Here is a 15,056-nt window from a genome sequence, read left to right as displayed (position 1 = left end):
CGCCTTGCGCCGCGCGGCCTCGCGCCAGGCCGCGTCGCTTGAGTTACAATGCGCGGTTTGATCGGCTCGGCGGCGTATGTGGCGCGCCGCGGGCCGAATGCATGCGACAGGATCAGATTTCGATGACAGTACCGGTGATTACCATCGACGGCCCTTCGGCCTCGGGCAAGGGCACGGTGGCGGCCTTGGTGGCCGCGCGCCTGGATTTCCATTATCTGGACTCGGGCTCGCTGTACCGCCTGCTGGCGCTGTTCGCGCGCCGCCGCGGCATAGGCTGGGACGATGAGCCGGCGTTGGCTGAGGCCGCCGCCGCCTTGCCGGTGGAGTTCTCCGACGGCGCGGTGTGGCTGGAAGGCAACGACGCCAGCGCGGACATCCGCGCCGAGGAAATCGGCATCGGCGCGTCCAAGGTGGGCGCGCTGCCGACGGTGCGCGCCGCGCTATTGCAGCGCCAGCGCGATTTTCGCGCGCGTCCGGGCCTGGTGACCGATGGCCGGGACATGGGGTCGGTGGTGTTTCCGGACGCCACGCTGAAGGTATTTCTGACCGCCAGCGCCGAGGAAAGAGCGTCCCGCCGTCATAAGCAGTTGATCGGCAAGGGGGAATCTGCTAACCTCGCTCAGATTATGCAGGACATTATCGATCGGGACGCGCGCGATGCCGCCCGGCCGGTAGCGCCGCTGCGCCAGGAGCCGGACGCCTTTTTGCTCGATACCACGGAGCTGACCATAGACCAGGCGGTCGACAAGGTCCTCGTGTGGTTTGAGGAAAAACAGGTTTCCGGCCGTTGATTTTTTGTATGGTCGTTTTTGCTGCATTGCGGAAACGATCTTGTTCCAACCCTAACCCCGCAAGCCGCAAGGCCTGCAACCGAGAGTACGCTTGATGACTACCCTCTCCATGGAAAACTTCGCTCAACTGTTCGAGGAAAGCCTCACCCTGCACGATATGCGCGTGGGCGAAGTGATCACTGCTGAAGTCGTGGCAGTTGATTCCAACTTTGTAACCGTGAACGCAGGCCTCAAGTCCGAGTCCCTGATTCCGGCTGAAGAATTCAAGAACGACCAAGGCGTCGTTGAAGTCGCCATCGGCGACTTCGTTACCGTCGCGATCGACGCGCTGGAAAACGGTTTCGGCGAAACCAAGCTGTCCCGCGAAAAAGCCAAGCGCATGGCCGCTTGGGTTGAGCTGGAAGAAGCGCTGGAAGCCGGCACCATCCTGTCCGGCATGATCAGCGGCAAGGTGAAGGGCGGCCTGACCGTCATGGTCAACGGCATCCGCGCCTTCCTGCCGGGCTCTCTGGTTGACGTGCGTCCGGTGAAAGACACCACCCCGTACGAAAACAAGCAGATCGAGTTCAAGGTCATCAAGCTGGATCGCAAGCGCAACAACGTCGTGGTTTCCCGCCGCTCCGTGCTGGAAGAAACCCTGGGCGAAGAGCGCAAGGCTCTGCTGGAAACCCTGAAAGAGGGCGCAGTCATCAAGGGTATCGTCAAGAACATCACCGACTACGGTGCGTTCGTTGACCTGGGCGGCATCGATGGCCTGCTGCACATCACCGACCTGGCATGGCGCCGCGTGAAGCACCCGTCCGAAGTTCTGGCCGTGGGCGACGAAGTGGAAGCCAAGGTACTGAAGTTCGACCAAGAGAAGAACCGCGTATCCCTGGGTCTGAAGCAACTGGGCGAAGATCCGTGGGTGGGTCTGTCCCGCCGCTACCCGTCCGGCACCCGCCTGTTCGGCAAGGTGACCAACCTGACCGACTACGGCGCGTTCGTGGAAATCGAACAAGGCATCGAAGGCCTGGTGCACGTGTCCGAAATGGACTGGACCAACAAGAACGTACACCCGTCCAAGGTGGTTCAAGTTGGCGACGAAGTGGAAGTCATGATCCTGGAAATCGACGAAGACCGTCGTCGCATCTCCTTGGGCATGAAGCAGTGTCTGGCCAACCCGTGGAACGAGTTTGCCGACAACTTCCACAAGGGCGACAAGCTGAAGGGCGCGATCAAGTCCATCACCGACTTCGGCGTGTTCGTTGGCCTGCCGGGCGGCATCGACGGCCTGGTTCACCTGTCCGACCTGTCCTGGAACGAAGCTGGCGAAGAAGCCGTGCGCAAGTTCAAGAAGGGCGACGAGGTTGAAGCTGTTGTTCTGTCCATCGACGTGGAAAAAGAACGCATCTCCCTGGGCATCAAGCAGCTGGAAGGCGACCCGTTCAACAACTTCGTTGCCATGAACGACAAGGGCGCTCTGGTGAAGGGTACCGTCAAGTCCGTTGACGCCAAGGGCGCGGTCATCGCTCTGGACGCCGATGTTGAAGGCTACCTGCGCGCTTCCGAACTGTCCCGCGACCGCGTGGAAGACGCTCGCTCCATCCTGAAGGATGGCGATGCCGTCGAGGCTGTGATCGTTGCCGTGGACCGCAAGTCCCGCAACATCAGCCTGTCCATCAAGGCTAAGGACGCTCAAGAAGATAACGCCGCTCTGAAGAGCCTGGCCGTTGACAGCGCTTCCGCCGGCACCACCAACCTGGGTGCCCTGCTGAAGGCTAAACTGTCCGGTTCCAACGAGTAATAGCGTCATGACCAAATCTGAGCTGATCGCGAGGCTGTCCGAGAGACTGGCCGAGCGCAATTCTCAGTTGGTCTACAAAGATGCTGAGTTGGCCGTCAAGACCATTTTGGACGCGATGGCCAACAACCTGGCTCAAGGAAGCCGGATCGAGATTCGCGGTTTCGGTAGCTTCGATCTGAACTACCGTCCGCCGCGCGTCGGCCGCAACCCGAAGTCGGGCGCCAGCGTCTCGGTTCCTGAGAAATACGTGCCTCATTTCAAGGCCGGCAAGGAACTGCGCGAGCGCGTGGACTTGTCCCTTATGGAACAGACCCAGGCCTGATCGCAGTTTCATCGGTCTACATGCCAGAAGCGCCGCCTCCGCGGCGCTTTTTTCGTATCCGCGCCGCTCGCGCGGCTTGGGTTGCGGCGGGCTATCGTTTAGAATTGCACTCCGGCAAACTCATCGAGCGATCCCATGCGATATTTGTTGCGTATCGTCGAATTGGCCCTGCTGCTGCTGTTGGTGGCCGTCACCGTGCAGAACAGCCACTCGGTCGAATTCAAACTGTTTTTCGGCCAGTCCTGGTCGGCGCCGTTCATTGTTTTTCTGTTGCTGTTCTTCGTCGTCGGCGCCGCCGTCGGTCTGCTGGCCACTTTCAGTTTCTACCTGAGAACCCGCCGCGAACTGTCGCAGCTGAAGAAAGAGCTGCGCAACCGTCCGCCAGCCGGCAAGGTGGTCAACGATCCCAGCGACGCCGTCGCCGATTGAGCTTGTCTTCCGGGAGCATGACCTTGGTCCCGTTCTATCGTTCCGAAAGGATTGCAGTTGGAACTTGATTTGTGGTGGCTGCTGCTGTTTCCAGCCTTTTTCGGATTGGGCTGGTTCGCCGCCCGGGTGGACATGCGCGCCGTGCTGAAGCAAGCGAAGGCGGTGCCGATTTCCTATTTTCGTGGCCTGGACGCGCTGGTGGACGACAAGACCGACGTCGCGGCGCAGGCGCTGGCCGAAGTGGCGCGCCAACAGGGCTCGGCGCTGGAGTTGCAGCACATTCTGGGCAAGCTGTACCGCAAGCGCGGCGAGAACGACCGCGCCATCCGCCTGCACCAGCAGATGCTGGATTCGTCCGACTTGCCCAGCGAGCAGCGCGACCTGGTTCGCAATGAACTGGCGCAGGACTTCCGCAAGGCGGGCCTGGTGGATCGCGCCGAGGAAATCCTGCTGAAGCTGCTGGACGGCAATATGAGCCTGGCCGCGCGCCGGCAGTTGCTGGACATTTACCAGCAGGACCGCGACTGGAAGAAGGCGATAGATACCGCGCGCGAACTGCGCAGCGACGCGCATTCTTTCCAGCATGAGGTGGCGCAGTTCTATTGCGAACTCGCGCAGGGCGAGCTGTACCAGTCCCATCACGAGCTGGCGCGGCAATACGTGGCCGAAGCCATTCTGGCCAACCGCAAGTGCGTGCGCGCCAGTTTGATTCTTGGCGACATCGAGTTCGCCGAAGGCAATGTCGATGCCGCGATCGCCGCCTGGCAGGGCATCGAGAAGCAGAATTACGAATACTTGGCGATGGCGGCCGAGCGCCTGTGCGACGCCTACGAGAAGTTGGGGCGTCCGCTGGAGGGCATCGCGCTGCTGCGCGGCTACCAACGCACTTTCCCGCAGCTGGAGCTGACCGATCTCCTGTACCAGAAGATCGCCACTTACGATGGCGAGGCCAAGGCGCTGGAAGGCGTGCGCGAAGCGGTGCATGCCCGCCCCAGCCTGGCCGGCGTGTACCGGATGATAGAGGCGCAGATGGACGAACTGTCGCCGGAAGGGCGGATGGATGCCGAGGTGGCGCGCGCGCTGATCCTCAAGCATTCACAGCGTTTGAGCGTGCACCGTTGCAAGTGCTGCAATTTCCGTTCCCGGGCTTTCTTCTGGCACTGTCCAGCGTGCGGCGAGTGGGAGAGCTTCACCGCCAATCGTTCGGAAACCTGACTCCCAAACGAATATCGCGCGGCCGGCATGCGTCGGCGCGCATTCTGAATGCAAAGAATGATGGAGCATCGATGAATCCTTTGATCGCAGAGAGCGGAAGCCTGGAGACGTCGCCAGTGGTGGTGGCGCTGGACTTCGCCGACGCGGCCGGCGCGCTGGCGTTCGCCAGCCGGCTGGATCCGGCCGAGTGCCGGCTGAAAGTGGGCAAGGAGTTGTTCACCTCCAGCGGCCGCCATCTGGTGGAGTCGCTGGCCGCGCGCGGCTTCCAGGTATTCCTGGACATGAAATTCCACGATATTCCCAATACCGTCGCCCAGGCGTGCAAGGCCGCTGCCGAGTCCGGCGTATGGATGGTCAATGTGCACGCCTCCGGCGGCCGCCGGATGATGGAGGCCGCGCGCGAGGCGCTGGCCGCTTACAGCCAGCGTCCGCTGCTGATCGCGGTGACGGTGCTCACCAGCATGGAAGCGGCGGATCTGGCCGAGGTCGGCATCGATGTCCCGCCACAGGAGCACGTGTTGCGCCTGGCCACGCTGACACGCGATTGCGGCCTGGATGGCGTGGTGTGCTCGGCGCAGGAGGCTTCCATGCTGAAGCAGGCGCTGGGCGGCGATTTCAAGCTGGTGACGCCCGGCATCCGCCTGGCCGACAGCGCCGGCGACGATCAGCGCCGCGTGATGACGCCGACCGCCGCATTGGCCGCCGGCGCCGATTATCTGGTGATCGGCCGGCCGATCACCCGCGCCGAGGATCCGCTGGCCGCGCTGCGCGCCATCAATCAAGACATTTCCGCATTTCTGGGTAAACAATCATGAAAATCACGGTAATTGGCTCGGGCTATGTCGGCCTGGTGACCGGCACCTGCCTGGCCGAGACCGGCTACAACGTCTGCTGCCTGGATGTGGACCCGCGCAAGATCGAGATTCTGCAAAGCGGCGGCATCCCCATTTTCGAACCGGGCCTGGAAGACATGGTGAAGCGCAACGTGGCTGCCGGCCGCCTGCATTTCACTACCGACGTGGCCGAGTCGGTCGCCTTCGGCGAGGTGCAGTTCATTGCCGTAGGCACCCCGCCCGACGAGGACGGTTCCGCCGACCTGCAATACGTGCTGGCCGCGGCGCGCAATATCGCCCGCCATATGACCGACTACCGCGTGGTGGTCGACAAGTCGACTGTGCCGGTGGGCACCGCGGACAAGGTGCGCGCGGCCATCGCCGACGAGTTGGCGCAGCGCGGCGCGGACATCGCGTTCAGCGTGGTGTCGAATCCGGAATTCCTGAAGGAAGGCGCCGCGATCGATGACTTCATGCGGCCCGACCGCGTGGTGATCGGCGTTGATGACGAGCGCGGCGCCGAGATCATGCGTCGCTTGTACAAACCGTTCCAGCGCAACCACGAGCGCGTGTTGCTGATGGATGTGCGCTCGGCCGAGCTGACCAAGTACGCGGCAAACGCCATGCTGGCCACCCGCATCTCGTTCATGAACGAGCTGGCCAATCTGGCCGAGACCATGGGCGCCGACATCGAGCAGGTGCGTCTGGGCATGGGTTCCGATCCTCGCATCGGCTATCACTTCCTGTATCCGGGCGTGGGTTATGGCGGCTCCTGCTTCCCCAAGGATGTCAAGGCGCTGGTGCAGACGGCCAAGGAAAACGGCCACACGCTGCGCGTGCTGACCGCTGTGGAAGAGGCCAATGAGGTACAGAAGCTGCGTCTGGTCGAAAAAGTGGTTTCCCGGTTCGGCGAAGATCTGTCCGGCCGCCGCTTTGCGCTGTGGGGCCTGGCGTTCAAGCCGAATACCGACGATATGCGCGAAGCGCCCAGCCGCGTGATCGCGGAAGAGCTGACCCGGCGCGGCGCAACCATCGCCGCTTTCGACCCGGTGGCCGCCCACGAGGCGCAGCGGGTGATGACGGGCATTGCCGGCATCGATTTCGTCGATGACATGATGAAAGCGTTGCAAGGGGCGGACGCCTTGTTGATCGTCACCGAATGGAAGATGTTCCGCGCGCCGGATTTCGATGCGATCAAACAGTGTCTGAAGCAGCCGCTGATTTTCGACGGCCGCAATATGTACGATCCGGCCTGGCTGCGCGAGCAGGGCTTCGATTACCACGCCATCGGCCGTTGAGGTAAGCCATGAGTCTGATGCAAACCCTGGGGTTGAAGCCTGCCATGCTGGCTTCTTCCCTGGCCAAGGCCAAGGTGTTGGTGGTTGGCGACGTGATGCTGGACCGCTACTGGTTCGGCGACGTGTCGCGCATTTCGCCCGAGGCGCCGGTGCCGGTGGCCAAGATAGGCCGCAGCGAGGAGCGGGCAGGCGGCGCCGCCAACGTGGCGCGCAATATCGCCGGCCTGGGCGGCAAGGCCACCATTTTATCGGTGGTCGGCGACGACGAGGCGGCGGACGCGCTGGAGAGGCTGTTGAAGGCTGATGGCATCGTCACCTCGTTCAAGCGCGATGCCAACATCGCCACCACGGTGAAACTGAGAGTGGTGGCGCGACAGCAGCAGCTGATCCGGCTGGACTTCGAAGACGCGCCCAGCCATGAAATTTTGGCCGGCAAGCTGGAAGAGTTCGCCGACATCGTCGCCGCCCACGACGTAGTGATCCTGTCCGATTACGGCAAGGGCGGCCTGACCCATGTGGCCGAGATGATCCAGCTGGCCCGCGCCGCCGGCAAGCCGGTGCTGATCGATCCCAAGGGAGACGATTACAGCAAATACGCCGGCGCCACGCTGCTGACGCCCAATCGCAGCGAGTTCCGCCAGGTGGCCGGCGGCTGGAAGGATGAAGCCAGCCTGACGGCCAAGGCGCAGGCGTTGCGAGCCGAGCTGAATCTGGACGCGCTGCTGGTGACCCGCAGCGAAGAGGGCATGACGCTGTTTCGCGCCGACGGCGCGCTGCATCAGCCCACGCTGGCGCGCGAGGTTTACGACGTGTCCGGCGCAGGCGATACCGTGATCGGCACGCTGGGTCTGGCGCTGGCCGCCGGTCAGCCGCTGCCGGTGGCGATGAACCTGGCCAATGCCGCTGCCGGGGTGGTGGTGGCCAAGCTGGGCACCGCCGTGTGCTCGCAGCAGGAACTGTTTGCCCTGTAAGCCGGTGAGCCGGCAGGAGAAGCGATGACCAATCTGACGGCGCGGCAAGTGGAAGAGGTGCTGGCTTTCTGGTTCGGCGCCAGCGACGATGAGGCCTTGAGCCGGCCGCGCGAGGCCTGGTTTCGCCGCGACGACGCTTTCGACGCCGAAATCCGTCGCCGTTTCCTGCCGCAGTGGCGGGCGCTGGCGGCGGGCGAACTGGCGATCGACGCGGGCGACGCTCGCGGGGCGCTGGCCTGGCTGATCGTGGCCGACCAATTTCCGCGCAATCTGTTCCGCGGCGAAGCCCGCGCTTTTTCCAGCGATGCCATGGCGAGGGAAGGCGCGCGGTTGGCTGTCGGCCAGGGGCTGGAGCAGACGCTGCCGCCGGTGGCGCGGGTTTTCTTCTACCTGCCGTTCGAGCACAGCGAGGACATGGCGGACCAGAGGCGGTCGCTGGCGTTGTTCGCCGCGCTGGACGCGGCCTTGCCGGGCTCCAACTATCTTGATTACGCGCGACGGCATGAGCGGGTGATCGCCGAGTTCGGCCGTTTTCCGCATCGCAACGCCGCGCTGGGCCGCGCCAGCACGCCGGCCGAGCTGTCCTACCTGGCGCAGCCGGGCGCGGGTTTCTGAATTTTCATCCGGGCCTGAGGGTCCGCAGCAGAATGAAGGATCAACACATGACTATCGTCGTCACCGGAGCCGCCGGCTTCATCGGTTCCAATCTGGTCAAGGGCCTGAACCAGCGCGGCATTACCGACATCATCGCCGTCGACAATCTCAGCAGCGGCGACAAGTTCCACAATCTGGTGGATTGCGAGATCAGCCATTACCTCGACAAGCATGAATTCCTGCACTTGCTGCTGGATGGCGAGTACGAGGGCGAACTGGCAGCCATCCTGCACCAGGGCGCGTGCTCCGACACGATGAACCACGACGGCAAGTACATGATGGACAACAACTACCAGTACACGCTGGCGTTGTTCGACTATTGCCAGCACGAGGAAATCCAGTTCCTGTACGCGTCCAGCGCCGCCACCTACGGCAAGGGCACGGTGTTCAAGGAAGAGCGCCAGTACGAAGGCCCGCTCAATGTCTACGGCTATTCCAAGTTCCTGTTCGACCAGGTGCTGCGCCAACGGATGAAGGAAGGCCTGTCCGCGCAGGCGGTCGGTTTCCGCTACTTCAACGTCTACGGCCCGCGCGAACAGCACAAGGGCCGCATGGCCTCGGTGGCTTTCCATCACTTCAACCAGTATCGCGAGCACGGCAAGGTCAAGCTGTTCGGCGGCTGGGACGGCTGGGGCGACGGCATGCAGAGCCGCGATTTCGTGTCGGTGGAGGACGTGGTCAAGGTCAACCTGCATTTCTTGGACCATCCGGAGAAGAGCGGCATCTTCAACCTGGGCAGCGGCCGCTCCCAGCCGTTCAACGACGTGGCCGAGGCCACGGTCAACGCGTGCCGCCGCCACGAGGGCAAGCCGGCGCTGACGCTGGCCGAGATGATCGCGCAGGGCATCGTCGAGTACGTGGACTTCCCGGACGCGTTGAAGGGCAAGTACCAGAGCTTCACCCAGGCCGATATCGCGCGGTTGCGCGAGGCGGGCTATGGCGAGGCCATGCTGTCGGTGGGAGAGGGCGTGGACCGCTATGTCGATTGGCTGATCAGCCGCCAGGGCTGATTATCCCGTCCCATCAGGGAGAGCGCGCCGCTTGAAGCGGCGCGTTTTTTTTGTCATCGGCCGGCGCTGTCTTGCGCCAGACGCAAGCGGGCGCGGGCGTCGCGTTCGGCCATCAGCTGCTGGTTCTGCAGCGTGTCGGCGACGAAATCTATATGCATCTCCGCGGCCTGCCGCGCCGCGTCCGGCTGGTGGTCGCGTATCGCCTGCCAGATCGCCAAGTGCTGCTCGCGCAACGCCTCGGCCACCTCGCCGACAGCGAACAGATTGGCGATGTTGTCCTTGACGTGGCGTTGCAGCATGGCCAGCAGGCTGCCGGACAGATGAGCGAACAGCACGTTGTGCGAAGCCTCCGCCACCGCCTGGTGGAATTCCACGTCAGCCTGAGCTTGCTCGGCCAGATCGCCGCCGCGGTAAGCCTGCTGCAACCTGTCCACGCACCGTTGCAGACGTTCTAGGTCGGCCGGCGTGGCGCGGCTGGCGGCGCAGCGCGCCACTGTGCCCTCCAGCACGCGGCGGAACTCCAGCAGGTCGCCGTGCAGTTCCTCGTGCTGGTTCAGCAGTTTTTCCCAAGGATCGGAAAACGCCGTCTCCAGCCGGTTGGTCACCCAGGTGCCGCCGCCCTGGCGGCTGGATAGTAGGCCGCGCGAGGTGAGTTGCTGGATCGCCTCGCGCAGCGAGGGGCGTGAGACGCCGAACTCCTCGGCCAGCTGCCGCTCCGGCGGCAACCGGTCGCCGGGTTTGAGCACGCCGTCGAGTATGCGTTTTTCCAGTTGCTGCACGATCATGTCGGACAGTTTGGGCAGGGTCACTTTGGGATAAGCCATGCAGAAGAGTGGTTGGTCTGACCAAATAATTGAGCATAACATGCAGGGTGCTGTCTGATGCCGATTTCCCTGACTTGCGGAATTGGTTTCATCATGATTAAAAAACGTTAGGGAAGGTCTGAACAACCTGCCGAGCAAACAGAAATGCAATTTCTCGCAGATGCTTTGGCTGCAGTAGGGCCACCGATTTCAGTCCGGCAACCACCAGAATGACCGGATACCCGGCCGTCCGCCCTTTCAGCTCCCCGCCAGCAAGACCTTTCGCGCCAGCCAGATGTTGGCCAGCCCGAACAACGTCATCAGTTGCGCGGTGTTCTTCTTCAAGCCCCGGTAGCGTGTTTTCAGGTAGTCAAACTGCTGCTTGATGACCCGGAAGGGATGCTCAACTTTGGCCCGAATCTTGGCTTTGACCGTTTCGACCAGCTGGATCTGCCGGTCGTCAGCTGAATCCGTCAGCGCTTGGCGCTGACCGGGCCGCATGGCAATCCACCAGCGCACTGCCCGCGATTGGTGTTCGACTCGCTTGTGCGCGCCAGTAAAGCCGGCATCGCCAAACACATCGACTTCCTCGCCGTGCAGCAACTGATCGACCATCGTGACATCCGCCACATTGGCAGCGGTGCCGGCCACGTGATGCACCAGGCCGGACTGGGCATCGATCCCGATATGGGCCTTCATGCCGAAGAACCACTGATTGCCCTTCTTGGTTTGATGCCTATCCGGATCGCGTTCGCCCAGGGCGTTTTGGGTGGAGCTGGGCGCGTGGATCAGGGTGGCATCGACGATGGTGCCTTGCTTCAACATCCGCCCTTTATCGGAGAGATGCTGGTGGATGGCGGCAAACAGGGCGTGGGTCAGCTGGTGCTTCTCCAGCAGATGGCGGAAGTTCAGCAAGGTGGTTTCGTTCGGGATGGCATCCAGGGAGAGGCCGGCGAACTGGCGCATGGAGGCGATCTCGTGCAGGCTTTCTTCCATGGCGGGATCGGACAGGCTGTACCAGTGCTGCAGGCAGTAGGCGCGCAGCATGGCGGACAACGGGTAGGGGCGGCGACCGTTGCCGGGCTTGGGGTAAACCGGAGCGATGACGGCTTCCAGTTGCGGCCAAGGCATGACCTGATCCATCTCGGCCAAAAGATTTCGCGGCGGGTGCGCTTCTTCTTGGCGGCGAGCTCAAGATCGGTGAAGGTCATCTGCTGTCGCATGGTAGCGTCCTGAGTCAGGCTGGGGTGGAAGTAGTTTGCGGGAAGGTTGGGGACTTGTTCAGACCTTCCCTAGAGATTTATGCTTTAGCCCACTTAGTTAGCTTCTTGGAAAATTTGATGGCCCAATCTGCACAGGGCCGGTTCTCGGAATCGCTGTACAACGACCTGGTCGCGTCCGGAAAGATCAACCCGAGCCTATCTGTATCGAGCGATGTGTTGCAGTCGACGACGCAGGCTGACCTGTACGCAGAGAACTACGATGGCCAGCTCGAAAATGCTGCTTGGACCTCAGGCTCGTCTTTACGCCTGAGCGTGCCGGGAAGAGATCTGGCCTCGGATCGTCAGGCTACGGCTAACTTCATCAAGTTCCAGCTCGTAGGTTGGGCTGAGCTTGCGAGGCCCAACGTTCACCGCGATATGTGGCGATCAATATTTATGGGGTCGTGGGCTTTCTCGGTAAACGTTGGGCTTCATTTTATTTAGCCCAACCTACGGACTGCATTAGAGGGAGGGGGTGGTTTGCAAGGCGTCAAAGTTCGCATTATTCGAGATCCTGAACTTGTCGGTAAAGATCTATACGGATATACACATCCGAATGGGGCGATTGATCTTTATCCGGATGCATTCACAAATACAGAACAGCTTGTGAAAACGATTGGTCATGAACGGACCCACACGATGCAAATTTATTTGTATGGCCATCCGAATCGATTTGCAGATGATCCTTTACGTTTGAATCAAGAGCTTCGGCTAAATGAAAATGCTGCGCATGGCATTGAAGACAGTTTTTGGCAGTACTACCAGAATAACAAAGCAGGGCGACTTGCGGGGTTTGAATAATGGTCAATAATTTTACTTACCTAGATTGGGTGAAATGTTTGCCGGCTAGCGATGCTGAATATGCTCAGTGCTCATGCCCGGCTTGTAATTCCATCGGCCTTTCTTATCAGTACTTTGGCTTTTCTGATAGTGAATTCGGCTGGAAATTGATTTGGTGTCGATCGTGCATGAATGGTATTCGCCTTTCTAGGACGAGAGTTCCTGCTGAGGCACAGCCTCTTATTGCTGACGAGGACCAAGAGCAGTTTATCAATCAGCACTCAGAAATTAACCTGATCGTATAGTTGAATCGGACCAAGCCTTTTGTGGGAAGGTTTGGTGTTTAAAACACGGCGGTTACAACATTGGAGAGTATTGAGGGAAGATTTGCAGGCTCTTCTCGAGAGGTCGGTTTTATTGTTGATAGCCAAAGTGGCCAGATACCCGGTGTAATGTGTGCGGGCTTGGTCAATGGAGCCGAAATACGCCTAAGTGCGGCTAGGGACTATCGGTTATTGGAGGGTAATAAATTTACCCATAATCATCCCTTGGGCGGAAATCTCTCGCCTAGTGATGTGGCAACTGCGCTTGGCTCTGGAGTTACGGAATTTAGGGCTGTCTCCCCTGCAAGGACGGCGTCAATCATATTTGATAACCCACCACCACATGTATTTGGCGATCCGGTCAATTCAGTGCTTTTCATTGATGGGGAGAAAGCAGCAATCGGTGCGTCCTACATGGCTGGTATTGCTGACGGTTCTCTGCTGCCACCGGTTGATTTGGCGGCAAAGAAAATTTGGATGAGTGATTATTTCATGGAGCAGCTTTCTTCACGAAACTCATGGATTAACTATTCACTTACTCATCATCCGTAAATGGAGATAAATATATGAGTGCCGAAATAAGAACATTGGCAGGAGTCATTGCTGAGTTTGTTACTTCCCTTGCGCCTGAGGAGTTGCAGGCATTGAGAAGGCTTGTGCTTAATCATCAGATAGAAGAAAGTTGGCCATGGTATGCAATTGTGTTGTCTCAATATCTGGATGGGGATGGTTCGTCTGAATTAATAAAAGAAATTGACGAGCTTTTTCCGGATGAAAGTGCTTTGAATCTAATTGAATCTGCTTCGAATGACCCAATTTTTGAAGCAAAAGTAATATTGAGAGAAGCGCAGAAGTGGGCTAGTCAATGATCTGTGCTTGGGGCGTCAGGTAACCGAAGGGCCGTAGATACCGTCTTTCACGTCAAGCGGCTCTTGCGTAGTCAGCCCGGTAAGGTTGGGCTGAGCTTGCGAAGCCCAACGTTCACCGAGATATAGAACGATCAATATTTATGAGGTCGTGGTTTCTCTCGGTAAGTGTTGGGCTCCACTTCATTTAGCCCAATCTACGGTTCTAGTGCAACGTTATCGGTGCTACGGCGCTGGCACAATCTATTACATAAACGGCGCATCCCTTTAATGGCGATGCGCCGTTTTCTTTTGGTTCAAGCATCTCTTAACAAATTTCGTGGCAAGCCAGGAGCTGAACATGTCGACGGTGATGGTGCGTGCGGAGGAGGAGCTGCTGTATCTCGTAGCTTGTAAATACCGTCTTTTACGTCAAGCGGCTCTTGCGTAGTCGGCCCGGTAAGGTTGGTCTAAACTTGTGAAGCCCAACGTTCACGGCCAATCAGCTTACCCGGCATTTCAACTATCCTGAAGAAGAATGCGCTCCATTTTTAATGTTGTTGGCATTGGTGGGTTATGCCCGCTTATTTGAGTGTAGGAGCTGACCACGGCCAAGATGGGGAAGCAATCGAGGCAGAGCAGCATGTGAGTATTATTGGATGATGCTCATTTGTCATAGCTGGCTGATCTAGCTAATTTTGGATCTTTGCTATAAAGATATACTGTCTTTTGCAAGGAGTTACGCGATGTCCGACCTGCTGAAAAAAATTGACGCCCGAACCAAGCTGGCCGGCACCAACAAGCTGGAAATCCTGTTGTTTTCGCTGGGGGATGACCAGCGCACCGGCCGCAAGGAGGTGTTCGGCATCAATGTGTTCAAGGTGCGCGAGGTGATGCGCACGCCGGAAATCACCACCGCGCCGGAGATGCCGGCCTCGGTAGAGGGCATGGTCAGCCTGCGCGGCGCGTTGGTGCCGGTGATCGATTTGGGAAAATACACCGGCATCGTCACCGACAAGCGGCCCGAAATCATGATCATCACCGAGTACAACGGCCATACCCAAGGCTTCCTGGTGGAAACGGTGGACACTATTCTGCGGCTGGATTGGTCGTCGATGCGGGTGCCGCCGGACATGATCACCAACCGCATGGCGGGCCTGGTCACTGCGGTGACCGAACTGGAGAACGGCACGCTGGTGATGATGATGGATGTGGAGAAGGTGCTGGCCGAAACCTGTCTGTCGGACGACACGCAGAACTACATCTCCATCGAACCGGTGAAGGAGGACAGGCACATCTTCTTCGCCGACGACAGCGCGGTGGCGCGCAAACAGATCGAGCGCACGCTGGAGGCGATGCATATCCGATATACCTCGGCCATCAACGGCATGCGCGGCTGGGAGGACTTGCAGAAGATGGCGCAGCAAGCGGAGGCGGCCGGCCACAAGCTGAATCAGGTGCTGCACTTGATCCTGACCGATGTGGAAATGCCGGAGATGGATGGCTACATGCTGACCAAGATGATCAAGGACGACGCCCGTTTCGTCGGCATCCCGGTGCTGATGCATTCTTCGTTGTCCGGCATGGCCAACAAGAAACTGGGCGAGTCGGTGGGGGTGGACGCCTACGTATCCAAGGACGAGCCGCAAAAACTGGCCAGCAAGCTGCGTGAAATGCTGTTGCTGGATAAGGCGCCGTAACCGGCGGTTATCGGCTGCCGCAGGACCAGAAAAA

16 protein-coding genes and 1 pseudogene are annotated in these 15,056 nt (G+C 59.9%); 15 read left to right on the top strand and 2 right to left on the bottom strand.

What is annotated here, in order from left to right; genetic code table 11:
- Positions 1-122: 122 nt before the first annotated feature.
- The 10 genes from cmk to rfaD all read left to right on the top strand — a co-directional run bounded on the left by cmk (position 123) and on the right by rfaD (position 9,309).
- The gene (gene cmk / locus DK842_RS22280; RefSeq protein WP_114063455.1) at positions 123-791 is read left to right on the top strand and encodes a (d)CMP kinase; all 669 of its coding nucleotides are present in this window, start codon (positions 123-125) and stop codon (positions 789-791) included.
- A 94-nt stretch (positions 792-885) separates the two neighbouring features.
- Positions 886-2,577: a 30S ribosomal protein S1 gene (gene rpsA, locus DK842_RS22275; RefSeq protein ID WP_114063454.1), complete on the top strand. Its 1,692-nt coding sequence runs from the start codon at positions 886-888 to the stop codon at positions 2,575-2,577.
- A 7-nt stretch (positions 2,578-2,584) separates the two neighbouring features.
- Positions 2,585-2,899: an integration host factor subunit beta gene (locus tag DK842_RS22270; RefSeq protein WP_114063453.1), complete on the top strand. Its 315-nt coding sequence runs from the start codon at positions 2,585-2,587 to the stop codon at positions 2,897-2,899.
- 135 nt (positions 2,900-3,034) lie between these two features.
- A complete protein-coding gene (locus DK842_RS22265) occupies positions 3,035-3,328 on the top strand; it encodes a LapA family protein (protein ID WP_114063452.1) in 294 nt (97 codons plus the stop codon).
- Between the two features lie 51 nt (positions 3,329-3,379).
- Positions 3,380-4,543 (top strand): lipopolysaccharide assembly protein LapB, encoded by a 1,164-nt coding sequence (gene lapB / locus DK842_RS22260; protein WP_114063451.1) that lies wholly within the window; start codon positions 3,380-3,382, stop codon positions 4,541-4,543.
- Positions 4,544-4,614: 71 nt separating this feature from the next.
- A complete protein-coding gene (gene pyrF / locus DK842_RS22255) occupies positions 4,615-5,358 on the top strand; it encodes an orotidine-5'-phosphate decarboxylase (protein WP_114063450.1) in 744 nt (247 codons plus the stop codon).
- Positions 5,355-6,674, top strand: a complete 1,320-nt coding sequence (locus DK842_RS22250; RefSeq protein WP_114063449.1) for a UDP-glucose dehydrogenase family protein — start codon at positions 5,355-5,357, stop codon at positions 6,672-6,674. Before pyrF ends, DK842_RS22250 begins: the two co-directional genes overlap by 4 nt.
- Before the next feature lie 8 nt (positions 6,675-6,682).
- Positions 6,683-7,645 carry a D-glycero-beta-D-manno-heptose-7-phosphate kinase gene (rfaE1, locus tag DK842_RS22245; RefSeq protein ID WP_269779783.1) on the top strand — a complete coding sequence of 321 codons (963 nt, stop codon included), beginning with the start codon at positions 6,683-6,685 and terminating at the stop codon, positions 7,643-7,645.
- A gap of 24 nt (positions 7,646-7,669) precedes the next feature.
- Positions 7,670-8,260 (top strand): DUF924 family protein, encoded by a 591-nt coding sequence (locus DK842_RS22240; protein WP_114063448.1) that lies wholly within the window; start codon positions 7,670-7,672, stop codon positions 8,258-8,260.
- 47 nt (positions 8,261-8,307) lie between these two features.
- Positions 8,308-9,309 carry an ADP-glyceromanno-heptose 6-epimerase gene (gene rfaD / locus DK842_RS22235; RefSeq protein ID WP_114063852.1) on the top strand — a complete coding sequence of 334 codons (1,002 nt, stop codon included), beginning with the start codon at positions 8,308-8,310 and terminating at the stop codon, positions 9,307-9,309.
- A 53-nt stretch (positions 9,310-9,362) separates the two neighbouring features.
- On the opposite strand, the gene DK842_RS22230 is transcribed toward rfaD, so the two are convergent.
- Both DK842_RS22230 and DK842_RS22225 read right to left on the bottom strand, forming a co-directional pair.
- A complete protein-coding gene (locus DK842_RS22230; RefSeq protein WP_114063447.1) occupies positions 9,363-10,133 on the bottom strand; it encodes an FCD domain-containing protein in 771 nt (256 codons plus the stop codon).
- A 237-nt stretch (positions 10,134-10,370) separates the two neighbouring features.
- Positions 10,371-11,323 (bottom strand): annotated as a pseudogene (locus tag DK842_RS22225) (IS5 family transposase).
- 129 nt (positions 11,324-11,452) lie between these two features.
- Between DK842_RS22225 and DK842_RS22220 the strand changes: the two are divergent.
- The 5 genes from DK842_RS22220 to DK842_RS22210 all read left to right on the top strand — a co-directional run bounded on the left by DK842_RS22220 (position 11,453) and on the right by DK842_RS22210 (position 15,022).
- Positions 11,453-11,818 (top strand): hypothetical protein, encoded by a 366-nt coding sequence (locus DK842_RS22220; protein ID WP_114063446.1) that lies wholly within the window; start codon positions 11,453-11,455, stop codon positions 11,816-11,818.
- Between the two features lie 36 nt (positions 11,819-11,854).
- On the top strand, positions 11,855-12,175 hold the full coding sequence (locus DK842_RS23225; RefSeq protein ID WP_145964123.1) for a hypothetical protein: 321 nt from the start codon (positions 11,855-11,857) through the stop codon (positions 12,173-12,175).
- 344 nt (positions 12,176-12,519) lie between these two features.
- Entirely contained in the window at positions 12,520-13,029 is a 510-nt protein-coding gene (locus DK842_RS23220) for a hypothetical protein (RefSeq protein WP_145964122.1), read from the top strand.
- Positions 13,030-13,043: 14 nt separating this feature from the next.
- The gene (locus tag DK842_RS23215; RefSeq protein WP_145964121.1) at positions 13,044-13,346 is read left to right on the top strand and encodes a hypothetical protein; all 303 of its coding nucleotides are present in this window, start codon (positions 13,044-13,046) and stop codon (positions 13,344-13,346) included.
- 722 nt (positions 13,347-14,068) lie between these two features.
- Entirely contained in the window at positions 14,069-15,022 is a 954-nt protein-coding gene (locus DK842_RS22210; RefSeq protein WP_114063444.1) for a chemotaxis protein, read from the top strand.
- Positions 15,023-15,056: the final 34 nt, after the last annotated feature.

The organism is Chromobacterium phragmitis (assembly GCF_003325475.1).
Taxonomy (GTDB): domain Bacteria; phylum Pseudomonadota; class Gammaproteobacteria; order Burkholderiales; family Chromobacteriaceae; genus Chromobacterium; species Chromobacterium phragmitis.
This window is presented reverse-complemented; position numbering and strand designations above follow the sequence as displayed.